Here is a 15,033-nt window from a genome sequence, read left to right on the forward strand (position 1 = left end):
CTCACGCCGCGATTGTACCGCGCGGGCAGCTTGCGATGCCGGTCCGCGCGGCGCTGAAGGTTGCCTGGCGGGGCCGAACAGAGCCGGCGCCGTCACGGCTCCGACACGAGCGCAGCCGGAGGCGCGTGCTAAAATGCCCGATTCGAATTCACTCTTGGACTAAGCCGCCGAGGACTTTCCGACCCAGGCGCGGTATGCATGTAGCGCACACCGCGAGCCAGCCGAAGCCGCGACGCAGACACCGATCCGATGACCACCGGTTTTCTACAGAAGATTTTTGGCAGCCGTAATCAGCGGCTGGTCAAGCAATATCAAAAGACCGTCGCGGCGATCAATGCGCTCGAGCCGCAGATCGAGCAATTGACGGATGACCAACTGCGCGCCAAAACGGGTGAATTCCGCCAGCGCGTCGCGAGCGGCGAATCGCTCGACAAGATCCTGCCGGAGGCGTTCGCGGTCTGCCGCGAGGCCAGCAAGCGGGTGCTGAAGATGCGCCACTTCGACGTGCAGCTGATCGGCGGTATGGCGCTGCACTACGGCAAGATCAGCGAAATGCGCACCGGCGAGGGCAAGACGCTCGTCGCGACGCTGCCGGTCTACCTGAACGCGCTGTCGGGCCGCGGCGTCCACGTGGTCACGGTCAACGACTACCTCGCGCAGCGCGACGCCGAGTGGATGGCGCGTCTCTATAACTTCCTCGGTCTGTCGGTCGGTATCAACCTGTCGCAGATGGAGCACACGGCGAAGCAGCAAGCCTACGCCGCCGACATCACCTACGGCACCAACAACGAATTCGGCTTCGACTACCTGCGCGACAACATGGTCTACGAGACCGACGCGCGCGTGCAGCGGAGCCTGAACTTCGCGGTCGTCGACGAGGTGGACTCAATCCTGATCGACGAAGCGCGTACGCCGCTGATCATCTCCGGCCAGGCCGAAGACCACACCGAACTCTACGTGCGCATGAACGCACTGCCGCCGCTGCTCGAGCGCCAGATCGGCGAAGAGAAGGCGGACGGCACCGGCGTCGAGAAGCCTGGCGACTACACGCTGGACGAAAAAGGCCGTCAGGTGTTCCTGACCGAGTCTGGCCACGAAAAGGCGGAGCGGCTGCTCTCCGAGTGGGGTCTGATCGGTGAGGGCGAAAGCCTGTACGCGCCACAGAACATCACGCTGATGCACCACGTGTACGCGGCGCTGCGCGCGCATACGCTGTTCTTCAAGGATCAGCACTACGTCGTGCAGAACGGCGAAGTGATCATCGTCGACGAATTCACCGGCCGTCTGATGGCCGGCCGCCGGTGGTCGGACGGTCTGCACCAGGCGGTCGAGGCGAAGGAGCACGTGAAGATCCAGAGCGAGAACCAGACGCTCGCGTCGATCACGTTCCAGAACTATTTCCGCATGTACGCGAAGCTGGCCGGCATGACCGGCACGGCCGACACCGAAGCGTACGAATTCAACGAGATCTACGGTCTCGAAACGGTCGTGATCCCGACCAACCGTCCGCCGAAGCGGATCGACAAGCAGGATCAGATCTACAAGACCGCGAAGGAACGCTACGACGCGGTGATCCGCGACATCCGCGAGTGCTACGAACGCGGGCAGCCGGTGCTGGTCGGCACGACGTCGATCGAGAACTCGGAACTGCTGTCGCATCTGCTGAAGCAGGCCGGCTTGCCGCACGAAGTGCTGAACGCGAAGCAGCACGCGCGCGAAGCGGCGATCGTCGCCGAAGCGGGTCGTCCGCAACGCATCACGATCGCGACCAACATGGCCGGCCGTGGTACGGACATCGTGCTCGGCGGCAACGCGGAGAAGCAGGCGTCGTTCATCGAGCAGGACGAAACGCTCTCCGACGACGAAAAGCAACGCCGCATCCAGAAGCTGCACGACGAATGGCAGACGCTGCACGATCAGGTGAAGGCTGCGGGCGGTCTGCACATCATCGGCACCGAACGTCATGAGTCGCGCCGGATCGATAACCAGCTGCGCGGCCGTGCTGGCCGTCAGGGTGACCCGGGTTCGTCGCGCTTCTATCTGTCGCTGGAAGATCCGCTGCTGCGCATTTTCGCGGGCGACCGCGTGCGCGCGATCATGGACCGTCTGAAGATGCCGGAAGGCGAGGCGATCGAAGCAGGCATCGTGTCGCGTTCGATCGAATCGGCGCAACGCAAGGTCGAGGCGCGCAACTTCGATATTCGTAAGCAATTGCTCGAATATGACGACGTGTCGAACGACCAGCGCAAGGTGATCTACCAGCAGCGCAACGAACTGCTCGAAGCGAACGACATCACCGAGACCATCACCGCGATGCGTCACGGCGTGGTGGGCGACATCGTGCATCAATTCGTGCCGGTGGGCAGTATCGAAGAACAGTGGGACGTGCCCGAGCTCGAAGAAGTGCTGCGCAACGAATGGCAGCTCGACCTCGCGATCCAGGAAATGATCAACGAGTCGAACTCGATCAGCGCGGAAGAGATTCTCGAAGCTGTCGAGGCCGCCGCGGACGAGGGGTACGAAGCGAAGGTCCAGCTGGTCGGCCGTGAATCGTTCAGCGCGTTCGAGCGCTCGATCATGCTGCAGACGCTCGACCGCGCATGGCGCGAGCATCTGGCCGCGCTCGACCATCTGCGTCAGGGCATCCATCTGCGCGGCTATGCGCAGAAGAACCCGAAGCAGGAATACAAGCGCGAGGCGTTCGAACTGTTCGCCGCGATGCTCGACGCGGTGAAGCTCGAAGTCACGCGCATCGTGATGAACGTGCAGATCCAGTCGCCGGAGCAGCTCGAAGCGGCCGCGGAGCAGATGGAAGAGCAGGGCGGTCATCTGGAGAACGTCGAGTTCCGTCATGCCGAGTTCGCGGAAGCCGGCGCCGCCGCGCCGGTTGCAGCCGAAGCGGCCACCGCCGCGATGATCGGCGACGCAATGAGCCATGGTCATGGCCACGGCGCGGTGCCGCAGACCCTGAACGTGAATACCGACAACGTGCCGAAAGTCGGCCGCAACGACCCGTGTCCGTGCGGTAGCGGCAAGAAGTACAAGCAGTGCCACGGCAAGATCGCATAATTGCCGACGCGGCGCGCTTCAGGGCGCGCCGCGTCGCTTTTGAGCGCCGCTTGTCCGTTTTGATTTCGCGGGTGACCCGGCAACACGCCCGGGTCATCAGTTCCGTTTCCCCGATGCCGGCGTCCGCCGGCATTTTCTTCGACAGGTCGCGACCATGGCTGTCAACTTTCCCTCGATCGATCCCGCTCAACTCCACCCCGTCGCCGGCGTCACGCTAGGCTGGGCGGAAGCGAATATCCGCAAGCCGAACCGCAAGGACGTGCTCGTCATTTCCGTCGACGAAGGCGCGACGGTCGGCGGCGTGTTCACGCAGAACCGCTTCTGCGCGGCGCCCGTCACGGTCTGCCGCGAGAACCTGCAGCGCGTGCGCGCGGGCGGCAAGCCGATTCGCGCGCTGGTGATCAACACCGGCAACGCGAACGCGGGCACCGGTGAGCAGGGCCTCGCGGCGACGCGCGAAACCTGCGCGGAACTCGCGCGTCTCGCCGACATCCTGCCCGAGCAGGTGCTGCCGTTCTCGACGGGCGTGATCCTCGAACCGCTGCCGGTCGATCGTCTGAAGGCCGGTTTGCCGGCCGCGCTCGCGAATCGCAAGGAAGCAAACTGGTACGACGCGGCGCAGTCGATCATGACGACCGACACGCTGCCGAAGGCGAGCTCGCGCCAGGTCACGATCGACGGCCACACGGTAACGCTGACCGGCATCAGCAAGGGCGCCGGCATGATCAAGCCGAACATGGCGACTATGCTCGGCTTCCTCGCGTTCGACGCAGCCGTCGCGCAGCCCGTGCTCGACGAACTCGTGAAGCACGTCGCGGACCGCTCGTTCAACTGCATTACGATCGATGGCGATACGTCGACCAACGATTCGTTCATCCTGATCGCGTCGGGCAAATCAAGCCTGCCGGCGATCACGTCCACCGATTCGCCCGCTTATGCAGCGCTGCGCGACGCGGTGACCGAGGTCGCGCAGAGCCTCGCGCAACTGATCGTGCGCGATGGTGAAGGCGCGACCAAGTTCATGACCGTGCATGTCGAAGGCGGCTCGAGCGTCGGCGAATGCCGCCAGATCGCCTACGCGATCGGCCATTCGCCGCTCGTCAAGACGGCCTTCTATGCATCGGACCCGAACCTCGGCCGCATTCTCGCGGCGATCGGCTATGCCGGCGTGGACGATCTCGACGTCGGCAAGATCGATCTGTATCTCGACGACGTGCTGGTCGCGACTGCCGGCGGCCGCAACCCGGCGTACCGCGAAGAAGACGGCCAGCGCGTGATGAAAAAGAGCGAGATCGGCATTCGCGTCGTGCTCGGCCGCGGCAATGCGCAAGCCACGATCTGGACCTGCGATCTGTCGCACGACTACGTGAGCATCAACGCCGACTACCGCTCGTAATCAGGTTCAAAGCGCGGCCGCGGGCCGCCTACTTACCATGGACAAACTCGAACAGTTTCTGACCCGGGCCGAAGCCGTGCTCGGCCGCCTGGAAGCGATGCTTCCGCCCGCCGCGCCGGACATCGACTGGTCGGCCGCAGTCGCCTTTCGCTGGCGCAAGCGCCAGGGGCGCGGCTACTTGCAGCCGGTGCCCGCCATTTCGTCGATCACGCTCGACGACCTGCAGAACATCGATCGGCAGAAGGGGCTGATCGAACAGAACACGCGCCAGTTCGTGCGCATGCAGCCGGCCAACAACGTGCTGCTGACGGGCGCGCGGGGCACCGGCAAGTCGTCGCTGATCAAGGCGTGTCTGAACGCTTACGCGAAAGACGGCCTGCGTCTGATCGAAGTGGACAAGGACGATCTGCACGACCTCGGCGACATTGTCGATGTGATCGCGAAGCGCCCGGAGCGCTTCATCGTCTTCTGCGACGACCTGTCGTTCGAAGAAGGCGAGTCGGGCTACAAGGCGCTGAAAGTCGCGCTCGACGGCTCGGTCGCCGCGCAGTCCGACAACGTGCTGATCTACGCGACGTCGAACCGCCGCCATCTGCTGCCCGAGTACATGAGCGACAACGAAACGTACAAGCACACGTCGGACGGCGAGATTCATCCGGGTGAACTGGTCGAAGAGAAGATTTCGCTGTCGGAGCGTTTCGGGCTGTGGGTCAGCTTCTATCCGTTCAAACAGGACGACTATCTGACGATCATCGCGCACTGGCTGCGTCATTTCGGTTGCGACGACGCCGAGATCGAATCGGCGCGCGGCGATGCGCTCGTGTGGGCGCTCGAACGCGGCTCGCGCTCGGGGCGGGTCGCATGGCAATTCGCGCGCGACTGGTCTGGCCGTAAGACGCCGGCATGAGCGACGCTGGCAAAAACGCGGGCAATAGCGCCGGCACTAACGGCGCCGGCCGGCCCGTCACCGAGGTCGCGGTCGGCGTGCTGGTGCAGCCTGACGGGCGCTATCTGCTCGCGCAGCGTCCGGCGGGCAAGCCGTACGAGGGCTACTGGGAGTTTCCGGGCGGCAAGCTGGAGGCGGGTGAGTCAGTCGAGGCCGCGCTTGCGCGCGAGCTGCACGAGGAGCTGGGAATCGAGGTCGAAGCGAGCCATCTGTGGCACACGCTCGAACACGATTATCCGCACGCCTATGTGCGCCTGTTCTTCTGCAAGGTGACGCAGTGGTCGGGCGAGCCCCACGGGCGTGAAGGCCAGGCCTTCGTGTGGCAGAGCTTGCCTGCGGATGTCTCGCCGTTGTTACCGGCCACAATCCCGGTGCTGGAGTGGCTGGCGGCCGAGAACAAGTGATCGGTTGAAACAGAGTGGCTGAAAAGGCCACGCGATAGCGTGGCGCTGTCTCGGCAGCGTCGCGATTCGCGTGGCCTTTTACTGGCTCGCTCAGTGCGGGTTGTAGTCGCCGCGCGGCGTTTCCTCTTCGGACGAAGACCCTTCCTGTTCGTTGCCGCCAATCCGGTATTTTTCGGCGGCCCATGCGCCGAGATCAATCTGCTTGCAGCGCTCGGAGCAGAAAGGACGGAAGCGGCTCTCGGGGATCCAGCGGACATCTTTACCGCAGGTAGGACATTTGACGACGGTAGGCATACGGTCGGACGGTCAATCGCAAACGGAACAAGTAACGAATATAGGGCTATTTCGCGCCACTTCAAAGGCGCGTTCGGTCAAATCCGGGGTGCGCTGCCCGATGCGGCGGCGATTATCAGGCGATTACAGGCTGCAGAGCGTGAGCTGGAACGGCACGTCGACGTCGACCGCACGCGGCCGCAGATCGCCGTCCTGCACCGTGAAACGCACCCACAGCATGTACTTGTTGGCGCTCGCTTCGGGAATCACGCGCAATTCGGGCGCGACGCGAACCTGCATCAATTGATACGAGCGGCCCGACAGCATTTGCTGATAGCTGCCTTGCATCGCCATCACCTTCGACGCCTGGCCCGACTCGCGCGCGAGCCGCAGCACGATCGTGGCCGCGTCGCGCAGCGGCAAAAGCGGCGTGACCCACTTGGCGATGTCCTGGCGACGCTGATCGGGATGCAACTGTTGCCACGCGTAATACGAGGGCAGGTCGAATTTGCAGGTGCCACCGGGGATGATTGCGCGGCTGCGAATGCTCGCGAGCCATTCGTTGTCTGCAAGATGCTGGCCGGTCTTGCCTTGCATCTGCGTGAGCCCCGCAAGTGTCTGCTCGATTTCGCCGAGCACCGCTTCGAGCGCGTTCTGCTCGATGCCCGGATTGCCGCGAAACGGCGCGAGCGTTTGCCGCTGCCGTTCGAGCTCTTTCATCAGATCCGACTTCAGATCTGCGCGGCCAGCTACTTCGGAGATTTCGAACAGCGTTGTCAGTGCGACGTGATGTTCCCGCGCATCTTCCTGAGTCAGAAAGAACGTGAAGCGCTCGAACAGATCTTCGAGCCGCAACAGCGTCCGGATTCGCTCATTGAAGGGGTACTCGTAAAGGATCAAGCGGGCTCGCCTCGGGCGTGGTCGGTGACAGGAATGCAAAACATTCTAATGCCGTGGGACTACCCAGGCAATCACGCACGCTTTCCGCGTGCTTTCGCAACTTTTTTGTCAGTTCCCGGTGTTCTGAGCGCTTCGGCTCTCGCATGCGCGCAAAGTTCAATTGTGCCCTGACGACGCGTGCCGAAGATGCGTATCCGCCTCACGGGGCACCATGCGCTTGATGCGTGCAAGCGAGGCCGACCTGAGAGCTCCGCGCGCTACGACTCGGCCTCACCCTTCGCGAGCGACAGATACGCTTGATGGTGAGCGTCCACCTGCGCCTCGAGTTCCAGGAGCGGCGCATTGTCATTGACGATCACGTCGTCGGCGGCGGCGAGGCGCGCTTCGCGCGTGGCCTGGCGCGCGATGATCGCGAGCACCTGCTCACGGCTGAAGCCGTTGCGGCTTATCACCCGCGCGATTTGCGTGTCGACGCTGCAATCGACGGTGAGCACGCGATTCACACGGTTCTTCCAGGTGCCGGACTCGACCAGCAACGGCACCACGACGATCACATACGGCCCTTGCGCTTCGCGCTCTTCGCGCTCGGTTTCCGCGCGAATCAGCGGATGCGTGATGCCTTCCAGACGTTTGCGCGCGGTGTCGTCGCTGAACACGAGCGTGCGCATGCGCGCGCGATCGAGCGAGCCGTCGGCGGCGACGAACTCAGTGCCGAATTCGGCGGCGATGTGCGGCATCGCCAATCCATGCGGCGCGGTGATGCGATGCGCGATCACGTCGGTATCGACGAGCGGCACGCCGCGCGCGGCAAACAGATTGGCAACCGTCGACTTGCCGCTACCGATGCCGCCGGTGAGTCCCACAACGAACATGCTTCAGCCTCCCAAAGCCAGGTAAAGCGGCGTGCCGGCAAACAGCGTGAGCGCACCGCCCGCCGCGAGAAATGGCCCAAACGGCAGCGGCTCTTCGAAGCGCATACGGCCGCGCCACGTCGCCGCGAGGCCGATCACGGCGCCGGCCACCGCGGCGACCAGCACGATTTGCGGCAGTGCGGGCCAGCCGAGCCACGCGCCGAGCGCCGCGAGCAGTTTGAAGTCGCCATAGCCCATGCCTTCGATACCGCGCACGAGCCTGAACGCCCAATGCACGGCCCATAACACCAGATATCCGAACATAGCCCCGAGGACCGCATCATGCAGGTTCGTGAACATGCCGTTGAAATTGACGATCAGGCCGGCCCACAACAGCGGCAAGGTCAAGGAATCGGGCAGCAGATGCGTGTCGATATCGATCGCGCTCATCACAAGCAACGTTGCGCACAGGCCGAACGCGGCGAGTGCCATCAAGGTCGGGCCGAACGCCATCAATGCGCCTGCGGCGAAAGCTGCACTCGCGATTTCGAGCAGCGGATAACGTGCGCTGATGTGCGTGCCGCATGCGGAACAGCGGCCGCGTAACAGCAGGTAGCTCAACACCGGCAAGTTTTCCCACGCGCTCAGTACGTGGCCGCAATGCGGGCACGCGCTACGCGGCACCCACAGGTTGTAGCGCTCGGGCAGTCCGTCGCCGGGCCGCGGCTCGTCGGTGGCCTCGCTGATTTCGGCGCGCCAGGCACGCTCGAGCATGATCGGCAGCCGATGCACGACCACGTTCAGGAAGCTGCCGATCACGAGGCCGAGCACGATCGCGAACGCGATCTGCACCCCGGCGGGCAGACTCGCGAGCGCGAGGCCGATATCGCCTGCAAAGCGGCCTGGCAGTAAGCCCGCGAGCAAGCTGGAGGAAGTCTGTGACACGAGCGGTAGAGGAGCCTGCATGGTCATGAAGTGGATTCGGCTGCGATGCTACACCACGTTGCCGAGTTGAATAATGGGAAGATACATCGCGATTACGAGGCCGCCGACCAGCGTGCCGAGCACGACGATCACGAGCGGTTCGCACAGGCTCGACAGCGTACCGATGCGGTCGTCCACCTGGCGATCCGCGAGCGACGCGACATCGAGCAGCATGCTGTCGAGCGCGCCAGATTCCTCGGCGACCGCAACGGGCTGCACGACCTCGCCAGGAAAGCAGCGGGCCGCGCGCATCGCCGCGGCGAGCCGTTCGCCGCGCCGCAGTCTGATGGCGATGCTTGCCGTTGCGCGATCGAAGAAGGCATTGCCGGTCGCCTGGGTGAGCGAATCGAACGCGTCGGCGAGCGGTGTGCCGGCGGACAGCAAAGTGCCGAGCGCGCGACTCCAGCGCGCTGCGCACAGCGTGCGCAGCAGCGGGCCGGCCACCGGCAGGTTGAGCGACAGGCGAGCGAAGCGGATGCGCGCGCTGGTCGATCGACGCAGCACGAACGAGATGGCCGAGCTCATTGCGAGCATCAGCGCGAACAGCGGCACACTCCAGCGCGCGGCACCCGCCGAAAGTGCCAGCACGAACTGCGTCGGCGCGGGCAGCCTGGCGCCGAAGCCATCGAAGATCTGCTTGAACGTCGGCACGACCCACACCAGCAACGCGGCGGTTATCGCGATCGCGAGCAGCAGGATCGCGACTGGATAGGTGAGAGCCGCGCGCACCTTTGCACGCTGTGCGGCGGCGCGTTCGCGATCGTCGGCGAGGCGGGCGAGCACGGTGACGAGCGCGCCCGCCGCTTCACCCACCTCGACGAGTTGGCAATACAGCGCATTGAACTGCGCCGGATGCCGCTGCAGGGCCGCCGAAAACCGCAGGCCGGCAGTGATATCTCGCGCGACCGTACCGACGATCCGCGGCATGCCTTGCCGCTGACCCGACGCCGGCGTCTGCGCGAGCAGTTCGAGCGCGGGCGCGAGCGGCAAGCCGGCACGCAGCAGACTGGACAGTTGTCGCGTGAATAGCGTGACATCGGCCGCGCTGGTCTTTGGGCGTGGCGCCGGCCCTTGCGTTGCGAGCTCGACGATAAAGAGGTTGTCGCGTTTGAGCAGCGTGCGCGCGGCGCTCGCGTCGGGCGCGATGAGCGTGCCGCTATGACGCGTGCCGTCCGCGTCGACGCCGCGCCACCTGAAGCGCAGATCGGCTGAGACGGACCCTGTCGGTGACAGCGCGGGGATACTCATGCGACCTCCGTGGCGGCGAGCGCTTCGGCGAGACTGGTGGTGCCGTCGCGCACGCGCGCTAGCGCCGCGTCGCGTAACGTCGCGACCTGTTCGGTGTGCGCGAGGCGGCCCAGCTCGTGCGCGCCCGCGCTTGTGACGATCAGCTCGCGCATCGCGTCGGAAACGGGCATCACCTGATGTATGCCGACGCGCCCCCGGTAGCCGATGCCATGGCAAGCCGCGCAGCCGGTCCCCGCATACGGTTGCCAGCCGTCCAGCTCGTGTTCGCCGAAGCCCGCCGCGTGGAGCGCGGCCGCGGAATGGGGCGCAGGTGCTCGACACTCGACGCACAGTCGCCGCACCAGCCGCTGCGCGGTCACCATCCGCAGCGCGGCGGCAAGGTTGTACGGCTCGACACCGATATCGATGAGGCGCGCGATGGCTGCGGGGGCGTCGTTGGTATGCAGCGTGGACAGCACGAGGTGGCCGGTTTGGGCGGCCTTCACGGCGACGTCGGCGGTTTCGTTGTCGCGGATTTCGCCGACCATGATCACGTCAGGGTCCTGACGCAGGAACGCGCGCAGTGCGACCGCGAACGTAAGCCCGGCTTTTTCGCGCACGCTGACCTGGTTGATGCCGGCCAGCTGAATCTCGGCCGGATCTTCCACCGAGCAGAGGTTGCGTGCCTCGCCGTTCAGCAGATTCAGGAAGCAGTACAGCGAAAGCGTCTTGCCGCTGCCCGTTGGTCCGGTGACGAGCATCAGACCGTGCGGCGCGCGGATCGCGGCATCGACGGCCACGCGCTGCCGCGGATCGAGGCCGAGCGAATCGAGTGATAAATCTGCGGGTAGCGCGTCGAGCCGTCGTAGTACCAGCTTTTCGCCGAACAGCGTCGGCAGTGAATTGACTCGGTAATCCTCGAGTCGCCCTGGCGACGTCGCGAGGCGTAGCCGGCCGTCTTGCGGCACGCGTCGCTCGGCGATGTCCATGCGCGCGAGCACCTTGACACGCGTGACGAACGCATCGCGCAGATGCGCGGGCGGCCGCGGGATTTCATGCAGTACGCCGTCGATACGCAGGCGCACACGCCAGCCGTGCTCGGCCGGCTCGATGTGGATATCCGACGCATTGCGCCGCGTCGCTTCGTGCAACGTGTCGGTCAACAGACGCACGGCCGGGGCATTGTCCGGATCGTTCAGATTCGTTGCGCTGGATTCGCCGTCGGCAGCGAGTGGGCGCCGCAATGCCGCGGTGGTGGCGAAGGGTGTTTGCATAAGAGACCGGTGATGAGCCGCCTGTAGAACATGACGGCTTCATCTTCCGGATGAGAGCGTCCGAGTGCCATTCGGCCATTCGGCTAATGGCGCGCGTCGCGAGCCTGTGCAATGCTGACCATGAATTAGCGAGCGACTGTGCGGGCTTCAGCCTGACCTTGCTTTTCCGGCCTTGGTGCGCGACGGCGGTTTGAACAGCTTGACGGTGCGGATTGCCTGATCGTCGCTGCGCATCACTTCGAGCTTGGTGTCGCCGATGCGCACGCAGACGTCGCCGTCGGGGATGTCTTCGAGAATTTCGAGAATCAGGCCGTTGAGCGTTTTGGGACCATCGGTGGGCAGCGCGAGTTGCAGCCAGCGGTTCAGCTCGCGCAACGGCATGCTGCCTGCAACGATGCATTCGCCCGCTTCGTTCCAGCCGCCGCGCGAACTGGCGCCACGCGGAATCGACGTGGTGAATTCGCCGATCAGTTCCTCGATGATGTCTTCCGGCGTGACGAGGCCTTGCAGTTCGCCGTATTCGTTGACGACGAGCGCGATGCGGTGCCGGCTCTCCTGAAAGTACTGCAACTGCTGGAACACCGGCGTGCCGCTGGGCACGAAATACGGCTCGGCGAGCAGCTCGCGCAAGGTATCGCGTTCGAGCTCCTGGTTGTGCAGCGCTGACAGTGTCTTGCGCACATGCAGCACACCGAGCACGCGGTCGATGTCGCCCTGGTAGACGATCAGCTTGTTGTGATAGCAGGTCTCGAGTTGATGCAGGATCTGTTCGAACGGCGCATCGAAGTCGAGCGCCTCGATGCGGCGGCGCGGGATCATCACGTCGTCGACGGAGATGTTTTCGAGGTCGAACAGATTGAGCAGGATGCTGCGGTGTTTGGTCGGCATGAAGCTGCCGGATTCGAGCACGATGGTGCGTAGTTCTTCGGTAGACAGTCGCTGATCGCGCGCGCCCTTCGTATTGATGTGCAGCACACGCAGGATGCCGGTGGCGAACAGGTTGACGAACCAGATCACCGGTCTCGCGATGCGCATCAACGGCGCGATCAGCAGGCTCGCGGGCAGTGCGATTTTCTCGGGAAACGTCGCGCCGACGATCTTCGGCGTAATTTCCGCGAACACGATAATGAGGAACGCGACGATACCGGTCGCGATCGACAGCACGAGGCTATTGCGGCCGAACGTATGCAACGCGAGCGATGTAGTCAGGACCGGAATGATCGTGTTGAACAGGTTGTTGCCGATCAGGATGACGCTCAATAGCTGATCGGTTTTTGCGAGCAGTCCCTGGGTCGTTTTCGCGCCGAGCGTGTTTTTGCTGGCGAGATGTTTGAGCCGATGACGGTTCAGCGCCATCATCGCTGTCTCGGAAATGGAAAAGAAGGCGGAGCAGACAAGCAGCAGAAGGACGGCGCCGATCTGCGCCCATAAGGGAAGTTGTTCCACGCGTCGTGAAAAAAAGGGAAAGGATGAAGAGAATATAGCAGAGGGGGCGCGCGCTCCGCCGTGGACGGCGGCTGACGCCGCTGCTGGATCGCCAACGTCGCGACGTACGCGCTGTGCCTGCCGTGCCGGAGCAAAAGAAAGCAGCGAAAGGCTGCAGGAGAGCAGCAAAAAGCTCCCGCGCAAAGCAAAAAACCGCCGAGCAATGCTGCGGCGGTTTTTGAACCTTGAGCTAACAAGGAGAATCTGGTCGGGGTGAGAGGATTCGAACCTCCGGCCTCTACGTCCCGAACGTAGCGCTCTACCAGGCTAAGCTACACCCCGATTTGGTACTGCTGACTCGATTCGGACTATTTCGGCGTTTCAGTCTCGTTCAAGACTGTCTTGCCGTCGAGTAAGAACATAATTCTAGCAGGCTCTCTTTGAAAATGGAATGGGGAAATGAAGAAATTGCTGCCGCGGCTGCCTGCGCCTCCTGTTTCGCGCACTCGAGCGTGTGGTCGAGCGCGCCCGATCGCGTGATAGCGTCGAAAATCGTATCGAAACGGTCGGTGCCACCCTGCTCGATGGCTTCGCGCGCGAGCGCCGATTGCTCGGGCGTGCCGCGTTCGATCAGATAGATGAGCGGAAGCGTCGGTTTGCCTTCGCGCAGATCGTCGCCGGCGTTCTTGCCCATCGACTCGGCCGTGCCGGTGTAGTCGAGCCAGTCGTCCATGATCTGGAACGCGGTGCCGATGCGGCGGCCATATTCGGCGGCGGCGGCTTCGGTTTTCGCGTCCGCTCCGGCGAGCACCGCCCCGAGTTGGGCGGCCGCCTCGAACAACTTTGCGGTTTTGTAGCGGATCACCTGCATGTAGCGGGCTTCGTCGACGTCGGCATCGTGCATGTTCAACAACTGCAGCACTTCGCCTTCGGAGATGATGTTGGTCGCCTCCGACAGAATTTCCATCACGCGCATCTTGCCCACGCCGACCATCATCTGGAACGAGCGCGAATACAGGAAATCACCGACCAACACGCTCGCGGCGTTGCCGAACAGCGCGTTGGCGGTCTGGCGCCCGCGCCGCAGGTCGGACTCGTCGACCACGTCGTCATGCAGCAGCGTGGCCGTGTGAATGAATTCGACGACCGCGGCAAGCTCGTGCCGGTGTCCCGTCGTGTCGCCCAGCGCGCCCGCCACCAGCAACAGCAGCGCGGGCCGCAGCCGCTTTCCGCCGGCGCTGATGATGTACTCGGAAATCTGATTGATCAGCATCACGTCCGACGCAAGACGTTGCCGGATGACGCGATTGACCTGCTGCATGTCTTCGGCGATCGGAGCAAGCAGGCTGGCGACGTTGGGGGAGGTGGTGGCAGTCGACGACATGATGGCTGAATTGGGTAGTGCCGCGAATTATAAGGCGATCGGGGCGCTTCCGGGTCGCCGGCTGCGGTGCGGATGCTTTCCGCACGGCGCGAGGACCGCTCGCCAAGGGCGTCTGCGGACCGCCGCGCCTCGCTGGTTTATTGTCTGCGAGCGCCTGCGACAGGTGGCGAACCCGAACGGTAGGCGGTTTGGTAAGCAGGTTTTGACCGAGCAGCTAACTCTATGTATAATTGAGAGTTTCCGCGCGCGGTGCGTGGGAAAAATGAATACAGAGTGAGGTTCTCAATGTACGCGGTCATAAAAACCGGCGGCAAGCAGTACAAGGTTGCCGTCGGCGAAAAACTTAAAGTAGAACAGATACCGGCAGACATTGACGCTGAAATCACGCTCGACCAGGTTCTCGCAGTGGGCGAAGGCGAATCGATTAAGTTCGGTACGCCGCTGGTCAGTGGGGCTTCCGTCAAGGCTACCGTCGTGTCGCAAGGGCGTCACGCCAAAGTGACGATCTTCAAGATGCGTCGCCGGAAGCACTACCAGAAGCATGGCGGCCACCGCCAGAACTATACCGAACTGCGCATCGACGCGATCAACGCGTAAGCGCACCGGTTAAGGAGCAAATCAAATGGCACACAAAAAGGCAGGCGGATCGTCCCGGAACGGCCGCGACTCCGAATCGAAGCGCCTCGGCGTTAAGGTTTACGGCGGCCAGGCTATCAACGCTGGTGGCATCATCGTGCGTCAGCGCGGTACGCGCATGCACGCTGGCGAGAACGTCGGCATGGGCAAGGATCACACCCTGTTCGCGCTGAAGGACGGCCACGTCCAGTTCTCGACGAAGGGCGCGGCGAAGAAGCACACCGTTTCCGTCGTCCCGGCAGCCTGAGTTTAGTCAGGCACGGG

At 63.7% G+C, this 15,033-nt stretch carries 14 protein-coding genes and 1 tRNA gene; 6 read left to right on the forward strand and 9 right to left on the reverse strand.

The genetic code is table 11. The features are described 5' to 3' along the window. Positions 1 to 249 precede the first annotated feature (249 nt). The 4 genes from secA (at position 250) to QFZ94_RS14710 (ending at position 5,815) form a co-directional block, all read left to right on the forward strand. On the forward strand, positions 250 to 3,069 hold the full coding sequence (gene secA / locus QFZ94_RS14695; RefSeq protein WP_368586814.1) for a preprotein translocase subunit SecA: 2,820 nt from the start codon (positions 250 to 252) through the stop codon (positions 3,067 to 3,069). Positions 3,070 to 3,223: 154 nt separating this feature from the next. Next, a complete protein-coding gene (gene argJ, locus QFZ94_RS14700; protein ID WP_429457846.1) occupies positions 3,224 to 4,465 on the forward strand; it encodes a bifunctional glutamate N-acetyltransferase/amino-acid acetyltransferase ArgJ in 1,242 nt (413 codons plus the stop codon). A gap of 37 nt (positions 4,466 to 4,502) precedes the next feature. Continuing rightward, positions 4,503 to 5,372 (forward strand): ATP-binding protein, encoded by an 870-nt coding sequence (locus QFZ94_RS14705; protein ID WP_410848651.1) that lies wholly within the window; start codon positions 4,503 to 4,505, stop codon positions 5,370 to 5,372. Beyond that, positions 5,369 to 5,815, forward strand: a complete 447-nt coding sequence (locus QFZ94_RS14710) for an NUDIX domain-containing protein (protein WP_368586811.1) — start codon at positions 5,369 to 5,371, stop codon at positions 5,813 to 5,815. Before QFZ94_RS14705 ends, QFZ94_RS14710 begins: the two co-directional genes overlap by 4 nt. Before the next feature lie 90 nt (positions 5,816 to 5,905). Here QFZ94_RS14710 and yacG read toward each other — a convergent pair whose 3' ends face one another. The 9 genes from yacG to QFZ94_RS14755 form a co-directional block, all read right to left on the reverse strand. Beyond that, the gene (yacG, locus tag QFZ94_RS14715; RefSeq protein ID WP_368586810.1) at positions 5,906 to 6,109 is read right to left on the reverse strand and encodes a DNA gyrase inhibitor YacG; all 204 of its coding nucleotides are present in this window, start codon (positions 6,107 to 6,109) and stop codon (positions 5,906 to 5,908) included. Between the two features lie 123 nt (positions 6,110 to 6,232). Then, entirely contained in the window at positions 6,233 to 6,988 is a 756-nt protein-coding gene (gene zapD, locus QFZ94_RS14720; protein WP_008921182.1) for a cell division protein ZapD, read from the reverse strand. A gap of 257 nt (positions 6,989 to 7,245) precedes the next feature. Further along, on the reverse strand, positions 7,246 to 7,860 hold the full coding sequence (gene coaE, locus QFZ94_RS14725) for a dephospho-CoA kinase (RefSeq protein ID WP_368586809.1): 615 nt from the start codon (positions 7,858 to 7,860) through the stop codon (positions 7,246 to 7,248). Positions 7,861 to 7,863: 3 nt separating this feature from the next. Then, positions 7,864 to 8,805, reverse strand: coding sequence for a prepilin peptidase (locus QFZ94_RS14730; protein ID WP_429457850.1), 942 nt, complete (start codon positions 8,803 to 8,805; stop codon positions 7,864 to 7,866). A gap of 27 nt (positions 8,806 to 8,832) precedes the next feature. Then, positions 8,833 to 10,071: a type II secretion system F family protein gene (locus QFZ94_RS14735; protein ID WP_429457852.1), complete on the reverse strand. Its 1,239-nt coding sequence runs from the start codon at positions 10,069 to 10,071 to the stop codon at positions 8,833 to 8,835. Continuing rightward, entirely contained in the window at positions 10,068 to 11,324 is a 1,257-nt protein-coding gene (locus QFZ94_RS14740; protein WP_429457854.1) for a GspE/PulE family protein, read from the reverse strand. Before QFZ94_RS14740 ends, QFZ94_RS14735 begins: the two co-directional genes overlap by 4 nt. Before the next feature lie 147 nt (positions 11,325 to 11,471). Further along, a complete protein-coding gene (locus QFZ94_RS14745) occupies positions 11,472 to 12,770 on the reverse strand; it encodes an HlyC/CorC family transporter (RefSeq protein WP_368586806.1) in 1,299 nt (432 codons plus the stop codon). Positions 12,771 to 13,014: 244 nt separating this feature from the next. Beyond that, positions 13,015 to 13,091: transfer RNA gene (locus tag QFZ94_RS14750), tRNA-Pro, on the reverse strand. A gap of 49 nt (positions 13,092 to 13,140) precedes the next feature. Then, a complete protein-coding gene (locus QFZ94_RS14755) occupies positions 13,141 to 14,133 on the reverse strand; it encodes a polyprenyl synthetase family protein (RefSeq protein WP_026229109.1) in 993 nt (330 codons plus the stop codon). A 285-nt stretch (positions 14,134 to 14,418) separates the two neighbouring features. Between QFZ94_RS14755 and rplU the strand changes: the two genes are divergently transcribed. Continuing rightward, on the forward strand, positions 14,419 to 14,730 hold the full coding sequence (gene rplU / locus QFZ94_RS14760) for a 50S ribosomal protein L21 (RefSeq protein WP_007180329.1): 312 nt from the start codon (positions 14,419 to 14,421) through the stop codon (positions 14,728 to 14,730). A 25-nt stretch (positions 14,731 to 14,755) separates the two neighbouring features. Further along, positions 14,756 to 15,016, forward strand: coding sequence for a 50S ribosomal protein L27 (gene rpmA / locus QFZ94_RS14765; RefSeq protein WP_008923994.1), 261 nt, complete (start codon positions 14,756 to 14,758; stop codon positions 15,014 to 15,016). The last annotated feature ends 17 nt before the right edge of the window (positions 15,017 to 15,033 follow it).

This window comes from Paraburkholderia sp. JPY465 (assembly GCF_050436725.1).
Classification (GTDB): Bacteria; Pseudomonadota; Gammaproteobacteria; order Burkholderiales; family Burkholderiaceae; genus Paraburkholderia; species Paraburkholderia youngii.

Coding starts and splice junctions, on each gene's coding strand:
- secA (WP_368586814.1), top strand. CDS start 250: ATGACCACCGGTTTTCTACAGAAGATTTTTGGCAGCCGTAATCAGCGG.
- argJ (WP_429457846.1), top strand. CDS start 3,224: ATGGCTGTCAACTTTCCCTCGATCGATCCCGCTCAACTCCACCCCGTC.
- QFZ94_RS14705 (WP_410848651.1), top strand. CDS start 4,503: ATGGACAAACTCGAACAGTTTCTGACCCGGGCCGAAGCCGTGCTCGGC.
- QFZ94_RS14710 (WP_368586811.1), top strand. CDS start 5,369: ATGAGCGACGCTGGCAAAAACGCGGGCAATAGCGCCGGCACTAACGGC.
- yacG (WP_368586810.1), bottom strand. CDS start 6,109: ATGCCTACCGTCGTCAAATGTCCTACCTGCGGTAAAGATGTCCGCTGG.
- coaE (WP_368586809.1), bottom strand. CDS start 7,860: ATGTTCGTTGTGGGACTCACCGGCGGCATCGGTAGCGGCAAGTCGACG.
- QFZ94_RS14730 (WP_429457850.1), bottom strand. CDS start 8,805: ATGCAGGCTCCTCTACCGCTCGTGTCACAGACTTCCTCCAGCTTGCTC.
- QFZ94_RS14735 (WP_429457852.1), bottom strand. CDS start 10,071: ATGAGTATCCCCGCGCTGTCACCGACAGGGTCCGTCTCAGCCGATCTG.
- QFZ94_RS14740 (WP_429457854.1), bottom strand. CDS start 11,324: ATGCAAACACCCTTCGCCACCACCGCGGCATTGCGGCGCCCACTCGCT.
- QFZ94_RS14755 (WP_026229109.1), bottom strand. CDS start 14,133: ATGTCGTCGACTGCCACCACCTCCCCCAACGTCGCCAGCCTGCTTGCT.
- rplU (WP_007180329.1), top strand. CDS start 14,419: ATGTACGCGGTCATAAAAACCGGCGGCAAGCAGTACAAGGTTGCCGTC.
- rpmA (WP_008923994.1), top strand. CDS start 14,756: ATGGCACACAAAAAGGCAGGCGGATCGTCCCGGAACGGCCGCGACTCC.